We start from the raw sequence: 15,486 nt of genomic DNA on the forward strand, positions 1-15,486 counted from the left end.
GCAAGAGCCGCCCGTAGATAGACTTTAATTAAGCTTTTCCCCAAGTCTCAATCACTCAGTGCTAACGGCTTTCATGCCGCATCTTTAGCCTTTTCTATGGTAATGAAAGGCAGGGGTGCGACATTTGTGTATTTCGATACACAAATACCAGTGGTATTGGCGAATACAGTGCTGGTACTATGCTTTGATTCAGATGTCGTGCATGGTCAGAACTAGCGTAAGGGCATAGCCCTACTTTGTCATTGCTAAGTCTACACTGCCAAGCCACCTGAGTTTTACTCTCTTCAGTCCACCCTAGGCGCAATGGGCTTAACAGTATGAATGTGACCGCTCTCCCAACTCTCCCCGTTGATCTAACCCTGCCAACTTGGCTGCGTGAGTGCATCCTGTCTCACCAAGACTGTGGTGACGAGCCCCAGGATGATGCGTCGAGCAGAGATTCTCCGCCGGTGCTCCAAGGCGATGCGCTAGTGTGTCAGGCCTTTGAGTTTGCCTACTGTCTGCACCGCGATCAGCGGCGGGCGTCGGGAGAGCCCTACATTGCTCATCCTGTAGCCGTAGCCGAACTCCTGCGAGACTTGGGTGGCAGTGCCGATATGATTGCGGCTGGTTTCTTACACGATGTTGTGGAAGATACGGAGGTGCCTTCGGAAGAAATTGAGGCACGCTTTGGGGCAGAGGTGCGCCAGTTGGTCGATGGCGTCACCAAGCTTTCTAAATTTAATTTTTCTAGTAAAACTGAGCGTCAGGCTGAAAACTTCCGGCGGATGTTTTTGGCCATGGCCCAGGATATTCGGGTCATCGTCGTGAAGCTAGCCGATCGCTTACATAACATGCGAACGCTGGAGCATCTGCCTGATGATAAACGCCGTCGCATTGCGCGGGAAACTCGGGAAATTTTTGCCCCCTTAGCCAACCGCTTAGGGATCGGGCGTTTTAAGTGGGAACTGGAGGATCTGGCCTTCAAGTATTTGGAGCCTGACAGCTACCGTGAGATCCAGCAACTGGTGGCCGATAAGCGAACGGATCGGGAAGATCGCCTACAGCAGGTGGCCTCCATCCTTCGCGATCGCCTCGATCAGTTGGGCATTCACTGTTTGGATGTCAGCGGTCGCCCCAAGCATCTGTATGGCATCTACCAAAAAATGCAGCGCCAGGGCAAGGAATTTGAGCAAATCTACGATATTGCAGCGGTGCGCATTATTGTGCAAGACAATGATGAATGTTATCGAGCGCTGGCCGTGGTGCATGATGCCTTCCGCCCCATTCCCGGACGCTTCAAGGACTATATTGGTCTACCCAAGCCCAACCGCTACCAATCGCTGCATACGGTGGTCATTGGCAGTTCTGGACGGCCCATTGAGGTGCAAATTCGCACCATGGCCATGCACCATGTGGCGGAATATGGGATTGCGGCCCATTGGAAATACAAGGAGACCGGACATTCCAATGCGCGGTTAACCACCGATGATGAAAAGTTCACTTGGCTGCGGCAGTTGCTGGACTGGCAGAACGACCTGAAAGATGCCCAGGAATATCTCGACAGCGTTCGCGACAATTTGTTTGACGACGATGTCTATGTATTCACGCCCAATGGAGACGTGGTGGCGCTAAATCGCGGGGCCACCCCCATTGACTTTGCCTATCGCATCCATACGGAGGTGGGCAACCACTGTTCTGGTGCAAGGGTGAATGGTCGCATCGTCACCCTCGACACCGATTTACACAATGGCGACATTGTGGAGGTGATGACCCAGAAGAATTCTCACCCGAGCCTAGATTGGCTCAACTTTGTGGTGACACCGGGGGCACGCAATCGCATTCGCCAATGGTATAAGCGATCGCACCGGGATGAAAACATTGCCCGTGGCCGCGACATGCTGGAGAAAGAGCTGGGCAAACCTGGGTTTGAATCCCAACTCAAGTCTGCGCCTATGCAAACGACGGCCGAGCGCTGCAATTACCAAGCCGTGGATGATCTGCTAGCGGGGCTGGGCTATGGGGAAGTCACCCTCAACCATGTGGTCAACCGTCTGCGGGAGGCCATTAAGGTAACGCAGCCATTACCCACAGCGGTGGATGTGAACCCGGATGAGGCCGAACAAATGCGGCTGGCGGCCGCCCCAGCCCCCGCGAAAACGACGCCTCCTAGCCATGATTCACCCATTGCTGGCGTAGAAGGGTTGCTGTATCACCTAGCTGGCTGCTGCAATCCTCTGCCGGGAGAATCAATTACGGGGGTGGTTACCCTTGGCAGTCGAGGAATTTCCATCCACCGTCAGGGCTGCAAAAATGTCATGGATGTACCGGGCGATCGCTTGATTCCCGTCAGTTGGAATGCCCATGCAACCCGCAGTTCTCGTCCCCAAACCTATCCGGTGCAGATTCAGATTGAGGTGATAGACCGAGTCGGGGTTTTGAAGGATATTCTGTCGCGCTTGAGTGACTACCACATCAACGTGCGTAGCGCTCAGGTGAAAACCTTCCCTGGGCAAACCGCCATCATTGACCTTGGGCTCGACATTTGCGATCGCGACCAGCTCGATCGCACCCTCACCCAAATTCGCAAGATGAGCGATATCCTCAACCTCCATCGCACAGGACAGGTGGAAGGCTAGGTACCAGCCGTCATGAGTCATCTAGACCTAGTCCTGCGGGGCTGGACTAGGTCTAGGCGCAGAGTCTGTCACCATGAGGCGGCAGTAGCCCGTCTATGTGCTAAGGCGGGAAACCTTGTTGTTCCTGGAATTCCTGGAATTCCTTTTCGTTTTTCTGTCTTTGTTCTTCTGTCTTGCGGTACTAGTCGTAGCCCGTGAAGTCATCTAGGGGAAAGTCCGTTTGGTTGGCTTCCGCCTCGTCTAGAGCCTGCAGCACCTGGTCAGGGTCGCTGCGATAGCCTTGATTGCTGACCACCCAGCAGGGATCCCGGCCATCATCGACCACGGGCAGCATGTTCCTCAGGGTACGCAACGAGTTGAGACAAGCGGGACAGTCGCACCCAAAGAGGGCGATCGCTGCATGGCTTTCGGCGTAGCTAAAGTCTAGGTCAGGCTGTTCTGAGGCACCGGATGCTGCGCTGGTGAGAGTTTCTGAACTCTCACCGGGGGCGGCTGCCACAAGCTGAGCACCAGACTGGGCAGAGGTTTGAAGACGGCGACAGACGAGCTGGCTGGCATCAAAACGAGACGTCTGGGCACAGACGATCCCCGTTTGGGGAGCAATGATGTCATTGGCATGGGCTGGGCGGGTCATCGCTGGAGCCAGCGCTCCACCCATTACCGTAGGCACCGACATAAGTGCGAGAGCAAGTTTCTTGTTCATAGCTTGTGCAGGACTGCGTGGCATGGGAAATTCTATCCTCTTTCAGCGGAAATGGATCGCGATCAGGATGAATGGATGAGATTGGGGATCGCCCTGACACCACGGGCTGCTGCGGCTGAACGTGTGAAGGGCGTTTCAAGTGTAGTGTATTCCCTGAGAAGGCTGGGTTACAAGTGCTACAGCACCCGCAGAACGCTGGCCACCTCTTCCACCGCATCAAACCCGCGGATCTCCTCTAGGGCCTGATTCATATTGCCTTCCCGTACATCATGGGTAACCACCACAATTTCAGCGCGATCGCCCTTCACATCGGTTTGCACCACAGACTCTAAACTGACCTGATGCTGACCAAAACAGGTGCCGAGTTGACCAATCACGCCGGGATAGTCATGGGTGATCAGGCGCGCGTAGAAGCGGGTGACCAGGTCGTCCATGGGGGCCAGGGTGCAGTAGTGCTGATGGGCACAGGCCAGGAGTGGGTCAAGGGGTTTGCGATCGCTGCTTGGCCCAGCTCGATCCACCGTGAGGATGGCAGCAATGTTCAAAATATCGGATACCACCGCGCTGGCGGTTGGCCCGGCCCCGGCCCCTGGGCCAAAAAACATCACCTCTCCCACCGGATCGCCTTCAATCAAAATGGCGTTATAGACCTGATTGACGCTGGCCAGGGGATGGCTCTTGGGCACTAGGGTAGGATGGACGCGAATTTGCAGATGATCCGCTTGCTGGAACTTATCCAACAAGGCTGGGGCATCATCATCCCGTTTAGCGATCGCCAAGAGCTTAATCGCAAAGCCTAGTTTTTCCGCATAGGCAATGTCAGCGGCACTCACCCGGCGGATACCTTCGCAATAGACCTCCGATCGCTTCACGCGACCGCCAAAGGCGAGGGAGGCCAAAATGGCAATTTTATCCGCTGCATCGAGACCATCCACGTCGGCAGTGGGGTCGGCTTCGGCATAGCCAAGCTGTTGGGCATCGGCAAGGATTTCAGCAAAGTCACCGCCCTCCTGGGTCATGCGGGTGAGGATGTAGTTGGTGGTGCCGTTGATAATGCCCAAGATGCTCTGAATGCGGTTGGCGCTCAGGGATTGTTTCAGGGGTTCAATCACCGGAATGCCGCCCCCCACCGCTGCCTCCAGCAGCACATACACCCCAGCCTTTTCCGCAGCGGTAAAAATTTCATCGCCATAGCGAGCAATCACCGCCTTATTGGCCGTGACCACATGCTTACCATGGGCGATCGCCTTGAGGATCAGCGATCGCGCCGGTTCTAGCCCGCCGATCAGCTCCACCACAATATCCACCTCAGGACTGGTCACAATCGCCTCTAGGTCTGTCGTGAGGATATCGGTGGGAACTGCAACCTGACGAGGTTTATCTAGCGATCGCACCCCCACTCGGTGAAGCTCCAACTGCCCCACTAAGGGATGGCGCTGCTCTGGATGCAGCATAATATCTACGGTTCCGGTTCCTACCGTTCCCAGCCCTAGTAAACCTACCTTAAATCCCACAGTTTCATCCTAGTAACAGTGATTGGACATCCTTGATTGGACAGCTACTCTGTCTGCAAGCCGTTATGCTAGACGTGAACCGACGCACTCCTTGCTCCGAGAGTGATCCTATCCGATCGCTGCCTCCAAGCTGTTGCGGTTGGTGCGTCAGTCCTACCTGATTCTATGATCGATGATCAACCGGCGTTTCGGTTCGATCTCGTTCATCGCCTCCATGGAGCCCCATGGATCCAAAGTGCAGCACCAAGTAAACTATGTTCAATTCTAGGAGTCATTGTAAAGGCAATTGTGGAAGCAATTGTAGAGGCGATCGCGATCAAGGGATGGGGTTGATATTGTCCGAGAACTGTGGTCTGCTGCCGATGACAGGCGATCGCTGCTAGAAGTCACGTCCCCTCCTAGGGCAATATTGTAGATATAGCTGGGATAGTGCTAACAACGGGACACATGATTGGGCGTCAAGCTCCCCTTGGGTCGAGCTTGCGCTCTAGATACTAGATATAGGAAACCTTTCTCATACGGGGTTCGAGATGGCAGATTGGGAGTTTTTGATTCAACAAGAGGGCGATCGCTCTTGGTTGCCGCTGGATACGCCCGACGTTGAAATCCTAGAGGGTCGCTACCGAGTGGTAGCCCGCAGTACCTATGCCAACCGTTCCGTAGAAGTTCGCATCACCCACGACGCCGTCTACGAAGAGCCCCCCAAACGCCGCACCCAGGCCCGTTCTGCCCAAACCAATCGGGATGGCTTGATGATGGTGATTCCCTTTACCCGGCTGCAGCCCGGCACCTGGGAAATCCGCTGCATCAGCGATGTCATGGCGGATCTGATGGGAGAAGGATGGCAACAGCGAGTGCTCCTGCATGTATTGCCCCATGAAGCCCAGGTGGGCGATGACTGGGGCTCAGATTGGTCACCAGCCGTGGACGAAGACGACATGGTGCAGGCAGACACCCAAACGGCTCAGACATCTGGGGAAGACGACACCTGGAGGCAGGCAGACGAGCCAATGCCAGCGGATCCCGACGACACCTGGGTGCAGACGGAAACCTCCGTACAGCCAGAGCCCGCGACATCATCTGAGGGTGAGCCGGAGGCGCTGGCGACCAAGGAAGACGGCCCCGATGCGATCGCCCCATTCGATGGCGGTAGTCCAACAGCAGCGGATGACGCAGCGGCTCTTAGTTCAGATAGCGACTCCTCAGATCGCAACTCCGAGCCGGCTGCCGAACCCAACCCCGATACCTCCGAGTTTGGGCAGTATGTGCAGGCCGTCGATGATGTGATTGATGCGGTCTTTCAGCAGTTCCAAACCTCGTTGGATCCCCACGATGCGACGCCTGTGGCAGAAGCGATCGCTCCCCCAGACCCGGATCCCAACGCCAACGCTCCAACCGCCCCTACCCCAGAGGAGGTTTCCCTCGACGCCAGTGTAGAAGCACCTCCAGACGATGCAGCGCCACCTGCGCCACCCCTACCCCTGACCCTGCGCCTCACCGAAGAGGTGTACCTACTATCCAAAGCCGGGAACTTGACCCTAGGTGGAGAGCTGGCTCTGCAGACCGACGCGCCTGCGGTTGTAGAAGGCGATGACCTAGACCGCGATCGCCCTGCGACCTCCTACCAATTGCGCCTGCGGTTGACCGATCCCCAATCGGGGCGATCGCTGCCTGAGCAGATCTATTCCCTAGCTCAACCGCTGACCCGCGATCATCTGCCCCTGGCCTTCCGCTGCGACTTTCAGGTTGAACCCGATTCCCTCAGCCATCTCTTGCTGGGGGAACTGGACGTGGTGGCTGCGGATCATCCCACCCAGGCGATCGCCACCCAATCGTTGACCGTGACGGTGGATTTGGACAATTTACTGAATGCGATCGCCAACGAAACGCCCGCTTCGGAACTGTTCCAGCCGCCCCTCAACCTCCAGGGACAGCAGGTAATTGCCCCGGACTTGACCTTTCTCAACTTCCTCAGCAGTCCGCCCCAGTCTACCGGATTGACCTTCCAAACCTCCGGGCTGCCGAGCATAGCGCCACCGTTGCGCAGTCAGCGATCGCCCGAAACGGCGGAGGATGAACCCCGTCCCGCCAAACCCATCGACCTGCCATCGTTCAAGCCGCTCCCTAGTGCCGAGGAATCCTCAGACCTGGGGACGGAGTCCGAGGCAGAACTTGAGGATTCTGGGTCGGTTGAACACGATCAACCGGAGAGCGATCGCCCCTCGGACGAGGCAGAGTTTTCCGCTAATGCTCTGGCCGATGACGAGCAGCTTGAGGGCGAGGCGCTTTCGGATAAACCCTCAGAGCAGGCGGCGGAATTCCTGGACGTTGATCGAGATCAGCCACCTCTAGAGTCGGAGCCGGAACCGCCGGTGGCTGAGGACAGGCATCCTGAGCTGGATCGCCCCCAAGATCCGGAGATGTCCGTCTCCTTGCCCATTGTGCCCTTGCCGACCCCGGCCCTAGAGCCGGAGCCAGAACCCATTGAGATTAATCTATCGCCTGAAGACTCGGCGTTTCAGTCTCTCAACTTAGGCGATCGCTTCCAGTCACGCCTGTTGTCCTTAGCCCAAGATGTAGAGCTGGCGGAGTGGCTGGGCGCGGTTTCTCCTCCCAGCCGCACCCCGGTGGATCCTGAGGCTGAGCCCAAGAATGACCTAGAGGATACCTTCTACAGCGTCACCTCCGAATGGCAGGCAGCTCCCAACAGTTGGGATGGTGGTTTAGCCGATGAAGAAATTGTCATGGATGACAGCAGCGACGATCCTGCGCCTCCAACGTCACCCGCTCTGACGCCTCCGCCAGAGCTTTGTCTGCCGGAGGATCAGGCGATTCCCACCCCCGTGCTAGAACTTCCCGGCGATGACCTGACCGCCGGGACACCCACGCGGCTGCGCCTCAGTTTGCCCAATCTACCGTCGAAAATCTACGTCAAAGTTTGGCTGCACGACTGTCAGCAGCGGGTGTTGGTGGATGGCCCCCACTGGGTGTCTAACTTTTTGCCCAACAGCCAGGGACATTTAGAAGGCAGTTTGACGATCGCTGTTCCCCTGGGCTGTATGGAGGTGCGGTTTGAAGCGATCGCAGTGGAAATGCTCACCCAGCGCGAGAGCCGCAAGGTGTCGGTTACCCGTTGGGTGATGCCGCCCAACTTACCCGATTTGGCCTTGGATGAGCTGGACGTGTAGCCGGTGACCGGGTCAGCGATCGCCCCTCAACAACACCCATTCGGTTTCTGCTGCATCTAGGCCATAGAGCGCACAAACGGCCCGATCGATGCATTCATCCAGCCGCCGATAGTCATCGGGTGAAGGATTGGGGTGAGCCATGAGGGTGAGCATGTGATCCACCCAGGCAAGTAAGGATTGAGCGCGATAGCACCGGGGTAAAATCGGCAGTTGGCGCAGTTGGGGTGGCCCTAGGCATAGATAACCATCCCGTAGACCATGGCTGGCAAACTGTATTTGCACATAGCAATCCATAACTCGACTGTTGAGAATGCCCAGATAATAACGTAGATCAACCGAGCTATCTGCCAAAATAATCGAGGTGGATTTAGCAGGTAAGATCTTACCTTGTTCATCCAGCACACCTTCTAACCGACGGGTGAGCCCCGCCACAATCACTTTGGGATGATGGGCCTGGCGGCAGCGTTTAGGCGATAGCTGATGCAGATGCTCAGGGCCGAGGTAGGGACGCTGGTAGTGAGCTCCTAAGTAGCGCAGCTTTTTTTTACCCCACAGCACCCGGTAGCGATCCAAGGTGCCGCTGTTGACCATGGGCAGCGCTTGGGGCGGCAACTCTTCACCCTCAGCCAAATCCTGGATTAAAGCTTGGAGGGCATAGGCTTCCGCGACGGTGGCCGCGCCATGCACCGAGGCGATCGCCCCCAGTGGTCGGGTCTGGCGTTCAAAGTGGGCAAGCAGGCGCGGCGGGGTCGTGATCTGCACCACCCGCCAAGGGCCAGGGTCTGGGCCAGTGGGGCGATCGCCCACCTGCAGTTCAGCCGCTGGAGTGTTTGCAGCGGTTACATCATCGAGCGATTGCATCACCTGGTAGGGCACAGGGGGATGGGAGGCGATCGCCTGGGCACATTTTTCTACGCAAAACACAATGGGATAGACCGATGCGGCGGGAAAGGTGTTGGCATGGGTGTAGTCGCGCATCCAGCAAAGGCGATGGCGCAGCAGCAGCGATCGGGTAGCCGCAGCATAATCAGCGGAGAGCAGCTTACTCGGCACCACTAAGCTCACCCATCCTCCCACTTGGCAAAGGTTGAGCGCCTGTTCAATAAAGATACAAAAACTATCCCAGTTACCCCGCGCCGTTTGATAGTGAGCCGTGCAAAACGACCGCCAGGTAGGAGACGCCGCGGTCATCTGCTCTGCATCTAGGTAGGGGGGATTGCCCAAAACTATCTCAAAGCCTCCCTGCTCCATGGCGGCAGGAAAGAGCGGCTGCCAGTCGATCTGCAAGAGCGTGTTGCCCACCTGCACAGCCCGCTGCAGGATCAAGCCCAGGGGCACTTGGGGGTCGGGCGTGGGCGGCTGGAGGAGAGCTAGCCCTAGGGAGAGACGGGCGATCGCAGCGGCTTGCTCATCCAGCTCTAAGCCATGGAGATGGGTCTGCACCAGGTGCGATCGCGCTTCTAGGGTGAGATGGGTCTGACCATCCTCATCTGTCCATAGAGCGGGATGCTGGGGGGATTGCTGCTGATACTGCTGCCCATACCAAGCTTGGAGCACCTGCAGACTGGCTAGCAAAAAGCCCCCACAGCCACAGGCCGGATCCAAGATCCGGACAACAGCCCCTGGCTGACGCAGGCGGGCCTGCACCGTTTGCTGCACCATCATCTGCACCAGCGGCGCTGGGGTGTAGTACACGCCGTCAGTTTTGCGGGCGGTTTTGCGGGCAGCTTTACGGGCGATCGCTTCTGCGGGCATACCCTGTCCCCGAGGCGATCGCTCATAGATAGCAGCTAGCAGACTAGGGTCTAGAGACTGCTGGGATAGATCGGCCGTGAGCTTCTGCCACAGGCGATCGCTGGGTTGGGGGTCATCCATGAGCCAATCCGCCGGAATCAGCCCCGGATCAGCTTGGGCGATCGCGGCAAGACGATCCTGCAACTGCCCCCAGGATGCGCTGGGCACTAGACCGCAGGCTTGCTCATACTGACGCGCCATCAGCCACTTCAGCAGCCAACGTTGGCTCCCTTGCCATTCGTCCCATCCATCCTGCTGTCTGGCGAGATCACGGGCGATCGCCCCTTGCCAATGTTGACAGCGCCGCAAAAGCTGTGGCACCAAGCATCCCATCCTGCATCATGAGGCTATTGGATTGACGACTCGGGTTCACTATTCGTGGCATGATCAGAGACGGGGCGGCAATTGCTGTATCCCTGACCTGTTGTGAGAACATCCGATGTCCAAGGAAACCCTGTTTGCGCTATCGCTCTTTCCCTACCTAGGCTTTTTATGGTTTTTGACGCGATCGGGGCAAACGCCACGGCTAGCGCTGATTGGCTTTTATATGACCCTGGTCTTCGTCGCCGTCACCATTCCCGCTGGCATCTATGCGCAAATTGCCTATGGAGAAACCCTAGCCAATGTGGATTGGCTCCATGGCGGAGCAGAATTTTTCCTAACGCTTTCGAATATCCTAGTGGTGCTAGGGTTTCAGCAAGCTATTCGTCAACGCCAAAACGAGAACGAAACGCCCTAGCCATGCCCTAGAGACTCCGAGACCTAGTGGATCAGCTATCTAGATCGTGGTATCCGAGTCGTCGTCGTCAGGCTCCCCATTGCCTCCTATTTCTTCCTTGAAACCCCGTAGGGTTCTGCCGATCGCCCCTCCCAATTCGGGAATTTTCTTGGGGCCAAAAATCACTAGCGCCACTACTCCAATAATGACGACCTCAGGCCAACCGAGACTAAATGGAAACATAGATTTCTCCTAATGCCCGAGTATTCCAGCATCCACGATGGATCCGATGCCCTAGAGGCATCCTGGTCAACATTATACAGGAGGCTGGTTTTTGGATAGGACAAGGCAGCGATCGCCCAACAAGTCTCAGGTTAAACATGTTGCCCGAGTTTGTTGAAAACCGCATCGTAGGGTGCCAGCACTCCCCCGTTGACGCCTGTCTCCTAGCTCCTACAACGCTTCTCCTGCAGCTAGGTCTAGGCGCGGGAGCAACCCTAGGAGCATGCCCAAGCTCAGCGTAGGAACAATATGCATGAATTCCTTTTCGCTTTTCTATCTTCGTTCTTCTATCTTCGTTCTTCTATCTTCGTTCTTCTGTCTTCGTTCTTCTGTCTTCGTTCTTCTGTCTTCGTTCTTTGTCTTGCGGTACTAGCTACATCAACGGGCGCAGGGCCTCCATGGCCTCCTCGGAGGTGGCAAAGCGGCGATCGAGGGCTGGGTGAACCATTTTCTTCAGCCAGGTCGTAAAGTCGGGAGATAGGTCGGTAATTGTCTCAAACTCCAAGCGCATGCCTCGGCTAGGGATTTCCGATGGCTCGATGCCCGTCAAACAGGTGACTAAGGTGACCCCTAGCCCGTAGATATCCGACGCTCGTACCGTGCGGCCGCCCACCTGCTCCGGTGGCATATAGCCGCGAGTGCCCACTAGGGTGAGGGAGGTGTTTTCGCTGGCAGACAGGGACTTGACGGAGCCAAAATCCACCAAAAAGACCTGAATTTTCGATCGCCCTGGATGGGTGACCAGCAAAACGTTGCTGGGCTTAATGTCGCGGTGAATAATCGGCGGCTGGCGGCTATGGAGATACTCCAAAATTTTCAGCACTTCTCGGGCAATGCGCTTCGACTCCCGCTCTGTAAAGTTGCGTCCTTCTTTTAGGTAGCTATCCAGAGACTTGCCCTGGATGTAAGACTGCACCAGCGCCATAGCCTTGCCATTCATCGGCAAATCCATCTCAAAGCTACCCAGATATTCTGGGGTCGAAGGATGCTTCAAGGACTTGAGCGCTTCTGCCTCTCGTTTGAACAACTTGAGGTCATCTGGCTTGAGTTCGTCGTCTACAAACACCAGCTTCAAGATAACCAGCGCCTCATTGGTGAGATCGCGAGCCAGCAGCGTCCAGCGCCCTGACTTCTTACCCAGTTGCTGTTGCACCTCATAGCGATCGCCTAGTATCTGCCCTGCCATAAGTCTTTTGAGGTTGGTGATTTTCCAGGTTATCCTTGACCGCAAGGATGTGCCAGTTGGTGATGCCTTGAAAACCCTGAACATTAACATTACTTGATTTTGCAGTCTGCGCCACCCTGTACCAATTACAGTTATATCTCTATTTGGTGCGGATCATGGGTGTGGTCTAAGGTTCTGCCATTGCCCCCCATCGATGACGCTCGCAGTTTTTGATTCAAGTATTATGGCATCCAATTCTTCAACATCCATTCGACAAGAGCAACATCCTCTGATTCAGCGTCTAGCCCACTGCATTGAAGACGTCTGGCAAACCCATCTCGACCTATCGCCCTACCAACTCCCGGAGGATCTGGGGTATGTGGAAGGACGCTTGGAAGGAGAAAAGCTCACCATTGAAAACCAGTGTTATCAAACTCGGGAGTTTCGCAAACTGCACCTAGAACTTGCCAAAGTGGGCAAATCCCTGGATATTTTGCACTGCGTGATGTTTCCGCGACCAGACTACAATCTGCCGATGTTTGGTACCGATATTGTCGGCGGACGCGGGCAGGTTAGCGCTGCCATTGTAGACCTATCTCCCATTGCGCCGCCCGCTAATCCGGATGCTCTGCGGCGATCGCTGCCCGCCAATTACCAAACGGCGCTGCAAGACTACACGGCCCCCAGCTTCAGCCAACCTCGGGATCTACCACCCTGGGGGCATATCTTTTCAGAGTTTTGCCTCTTTGTGCGTCCTAGCGATGCAGCGGAAGAAGAAGCCTTTTTGGCCCACGTGCGGGCGATCTTAGAACTCCACTGCCAGTTGGCGATCGCCACCCCATCTACGCCCGACCACCAGGCCGACCTGCTGGCTGGGCAGCAGCTTTACTGCAGCCAACAGCAGCAAAATGACAAAACGCGCCGAGTGCTAGAAAAAGCCTTCGGCGACGCTTGGGCAGAGCGATATATGACCACGGTGTTGTTTGACCTACCGACCCAGTAAAGGGCAACCAAGGGCGATCGCCCTAGGAGGCTGAGGACGGTGTGACGCGCTTACTCAACGACTCAGCCCGCCGTTTGGCGATCGAATTCGTCGGGTCATACTTGAGCGCTTCAGCGTAGGTCTCTAGGGCCTGGGCGATGAGTTGCTTCTTTTCGTAGGCATAGGCCAGATTATTCAGCGCGGTCACATAATCTGGGGTTTGGTCGAGAGCTTCTTTATATTGGCGAATGGCCAGGTCATACTGCTCTTGGGCCGCATAGGAAAACCCCAAGGCATTGTAGACCACTGCAATATTCTCCGCGCCCTTCAAGTCCTTACATTTCAGGGCTTTCTGAAACTGGACAATCGACTGAGAATACAGTCGTTTGTCTAGAAAAATCCCACCCAGCTCGTAATAGTCTTGAGACGTTCCCTTACCATTGGAGAGCTTCTCTTGCAGTCTGCTTAAGGACGTTTCCACCCGGCGGGTTCGTAACACTTGGCGCACCAAGAACCAGCTTCCCCCCAAAAGCAGCACCACCAAAATGCTGAGATACGTTACAGCCAGTAGGCGTTCATCCATAGCGATCTAAAACGTTTATCTAAACAATCGTTAGCTTCCTTCAGACTAAGACAAAACGTAGACCATTCATAGCCCTGCTTCTCCCAGTCCTAACCAGAGACCATCAAAGAACAGGGGCAGCATGATCAACGCCTGGGGAAAAGCACCTGCAGAAAACCCCAGTCGGATCAAACCGCTGGGGTCAAGTACCAATCACATATTTCTGCCACTCTTTGTGAACCCCGCTCTTCACCTGCTTCACCACCTCAAAATAAAGGCTGCTGTGGGGCCGGTGGGGTGGTCGGCGCAGGGGCATATTGGCTTCCTTGGGCGTGCGGTTGCCCTTGCGGACATTGCAGCGCACACAGGCCGTCACCATGTTCTCCCAGGTATCCACGCCGCCCCGCGATCGCGGCACCACGTGGTCGAGGGTGAGATCATCGCCCATATAGCCACAGTACTGGCAAGAATGCCCATCTCGATGCAACAGATTACGACGAGTAAGAGGAATTTCTTTGTAGGGAACCCGCACATAATGCCGAAGACGGATCACCGTCGGCAAGGGAAGATCGGCGTACACAATCTTGCCATTATGTTCAATCTGTTCGGCCTTTCCCTTAATCAACAACACCACCGCCCGACGCCAACTGGTAATGTTGAGCGGTTCGTATGAGGCATTAAGAACCAGTACCTTGGCCATTGACTAAATGCTAAAGATTTGGTTTAGGGATTTTTTAAGAATACTAACACAGTCAGATTCGGCACGGCGTGGAGGATGCACCTGGGTGCATCCCACTTTTATAGCCCTCACCCTAAATCCCCCTCCCAAGTCGGGCGAGGGACTTTGAATCCGGCTCCCCTTCTCCCTTTTTTTGGGAGAAGGGGTTGGGGGATGTAGAGCTTGCGCTTCCCGAAGGGTGGGTCAACTTGCAAAACTGGGATGCACCCATGCACCTAGCCAAGCGTGACTCGTCCCATCAGGGGATAGTCGCTCAACCGTTGGCTGGTTAGAATGCAGGTGGACGAGATCGAATCCCCGCGCATAGGAGCAGACAGGAGAGGTTATGAGCATTCGGCAATCTCATTATGAAACACTACTCGCTGCCTACAGCAACCATGCCGGAGCGATCGCCCTGTTCAAAAAGTATCGCCCTTACCTAGAAATGATTCCCAGTATGCGCCGCCCTAAGGAGAGCGTGATTCCCATCCCGCTGCCCTTGGTGCGTACTCGTAATGCTGTGCCGGCTTCCGGAACAACGGGCACCACGATCGCCCCTGGAGATGTGATCCGCCTGCCCTGTGATGTGGCGGTGTTGATGTGCGATCCAGAATGGAAGGTGAAAACGGGAGTGGAGGTGTTCATCTTCATCCATCGCCCCTACGAAGATTTTTCGGATCTTTTGGCCCGCTGGCGGCAAACCCAAATTTGGTTAGACAAAGAGTATGAGTGGCTGATGCCCTCGCGCTATAAGCATATTCTCAGCGAAGGCACCGACGATACCCGTCCCCTGTTTGTCCTGTTTCCCGATACTCCAGAACGCATTCGCCAAGGTCTGCGCGGAGCCTGTTTACCCTACGTGATTCAAACGGTGCAGACGCCTGAGGATGATCTGGATGAGGAACCGGTCTCTACGCCTGAAACGGTGATGCCTGAGCTAGATGGCCAGTAGGTAGGGCCTATGAAGAGATCTGGGTGACCGGGTTTCGGCTTCGCTCAACCCTCTTCTCCTGTAATGGAGCTGAGTTGTCGGGTTTCAGCTTCGCTCAATCCTCTGTTTATCAGGCTTGAGCATTGCCTGATTACTTTTTCCTGGGGACGATCCCAAGCTTTTCTCTATGAATACTGGGTTGACACTAGAGTCTAAACGGCCTTAACCCCTGGCCTAGGCGCTGTCCAATGCGATCGCCCCATAATAGGCCCCACCACGGCGAGAAACCCTAGGTTTTTCCATCTCACCTT

At 55.7% G+C, this 15,486-nt stretch carries 12 protein-coding genes; 5 read left to right on the forward strand and 7 right to left on the reverse strand.

The window, feature by feature from the left end:
• Window positions 1-317: 317 nt before the first annotated feature.
• Entirely contained in the window at window positions 318-2,618 is a 2,301-nt protein-coding gene (locus JUJ53_RS22815; RefSeq protein WP_204154349.1) for a bifunctional (p)ppGpp synthetase/guanosine-3',5'-bis(diphosphate) 3'-pyrophosphohydrolase, read from the forward strand.
• A 181-nt stretch (window positions 2,619-2,799) separates the two neighbouring features.
• Here the strand turns inward: JUJ53_RS22815 and JUJ53_RS22820 are convergent, their stop codons facing one another.
• Window positions 2,800-3,321, reverse strand: a complete 522-nt coding sequence (locus tag JUJ53_RS22820; RefSeq protein ID WP_204154350.1) for a hypothetical protein — start codon at window positions 3,319-3,321, stop codon at window positions 2,800-2,802.
• A gap of 176 nt (window positions 3,322-3,497) precedes the next feature.
• Window positions 3,498-4,835: a homoserine dehydrogenase gene (locus tag JUJ53_RS22825; RefSeq protein WP_204154351.1), complete on the reverse strand. Its 1,338-nt coding sequence runs from the start codon at window positions 4,833-4,835 to the stop codon at window positions 3,498-3,500.
• 530 nt (window positions 4,836-5,365) lie between these two features.
• On the opposite strand from JUJ53_RS22825, the gene JUJ53_RS22830 reads away from it, so the two are divergent.
• On the forward strand, window positions 5,366-8,023 hold the full coding sequence (locus JUJ53_RS22830; protein ID WP_204154352.1) for a hypothetical protein: 2,658 nt from the start codon (window positions 5,366-5,368) through the stop codon (window positions 8,021-8,023).
• 12 nt (window positions 8,024-8,035) lie between these two features.
• On the opposite strand, the gene JUJ53_RS22835 is transcribed toward JUJ53_RS22830, so the two are convergent.
• A complete protein-coding gene (locus JUJ53_RS22835) occupies window positions 8,036-10,138 on the reverse strand; it encodes a DNA methyltransferase (protein WP_204154353.1) in 2,103 nt (700 codons plus the stop codon).
• Window positions 10,139-10,256: 118 nt separating this feature from the next.
• On the opposite strand from JUJ53_RS22835, the gene JUJ53_RS22840 reads away from it, so the two are divergent.
• On the forward strand, window positions 10,257-10,556 hold the full coding sequence (locus tag JUJ53_RS22840) for a DUF3593 domain-containing protein (protein ID WP_204154354.1): 300 nt from the start codon (window positions 10,257-10,259) through the stop codon (window positions 10,554-10,556).
• Between the two features lie 39 nt (window positions 10,557-10,595).
• Here the strand turns inward: JUJ53_RS22840 and tatA are convergent, their stop codons facing one another.
• Together tatA and JUJ53_RS22850 are read right to left on the reverse strand one after the other, a co-directional pair.
• Entirely contained in the window at window positions 10,596-10,778 is a 183-nt protein-coding gene (gene tatA / locus JUJ53_RS22845) for a twin-arginine translocase TatA/TatE family subunit (RefSeq protein WP_204154355.1), read from the reverse strand.
• A 412-nt stretch (window positions 10,779-11,190) separates the two neighbouring features.
• Window positions 11,191-12,003 (reverse strand): serine/threonine-protein kinase, encoded by an 813-nt coding sequence (locus JUJ53_RS22850; protein WP_204154356.1) that lies wholly within the window; start codon window positions 12,001-12,003, stop codon window positions 11,191-11,193.
• Between the two features lie 223 nt (window positions 12,004-12,226).
• Here JUJ53_RS22850 and JUJ53_RS22855 point away from each other — a divergent pair, with 223 nt between their 5' ends.
• A complete protein-coding gene (locus tag JUJ53_RS22855) occupies window positions 12,227-12,985 on the forward strand; it encodes a phycocyanobilin:ferredoxin oxidoreductase (protein WP_204154357.1) in 759 nt (252 codons plus the stop codon).
• A gap of 22 nt (window positions 12,986-13,007) precedes the next feature.
• Here JUJ53_RS22855 and JUJ53_RS22860 read toward each other — a convergent pair whose 3' ends face one another.
• Together JUJ53_RS22860 and JUJ53_RS22865 are read right to left on the reverse strand one after the other, a co-directional pair.
• The gene (locus tag JUJ53_RS22860; RefSeq protein WP_204154358.1) at window positions 13,008-13,547 is read right to left on the reverse strand and encodes a tetratricopeptide repeat protein; all 540 of its coding nucleotides are present in this window, start codon (window positions 13,545-13,547) and stop codon (window positions 13,008-13,010) included.
• A gap of 181 nt (window positions 13,548-13,728) precedes the next feature.
• Window positions 13,729-14,226: an HNH endonuclease gene (locus JUJ53_RS22865; protein ID WP_204154359.1), complete on the reverse strand. Its 498-nt coding sequence runs from the start codon at window positions 14,224-14,226 to the stop codon at window positions 13,729-13,731.
• Between the two features lie 364 nt (window positions 14,227-14,590).
• Here JUJ53_RS22865 and JUJ53_RS22870 point away from each other — a divergent pair, with 364 nt between their 5' ends.
• Window positions 14,591-15,196 (forward strand): hypothetical protein, encoded by a 606-nt coding sequence (locus JUJ53_RS22870; RefSeq protein ID WP_204154360.1) that lies wholly within the window; start codon window positions 14,591-14,593, stop codon window positions 15,194-15,196.
• The last annotated feature ends 290 nt before the right edge of the window (window positions 15,197-15,486 follow it).

The organism is Leptolyngbya sp. CCY15150, assembly GCF_016888135.1.
GTDB lineage: Bacteria > Cyanobacteriota > Cyanobacteriia > RECH01 > RECH01 > RECH01.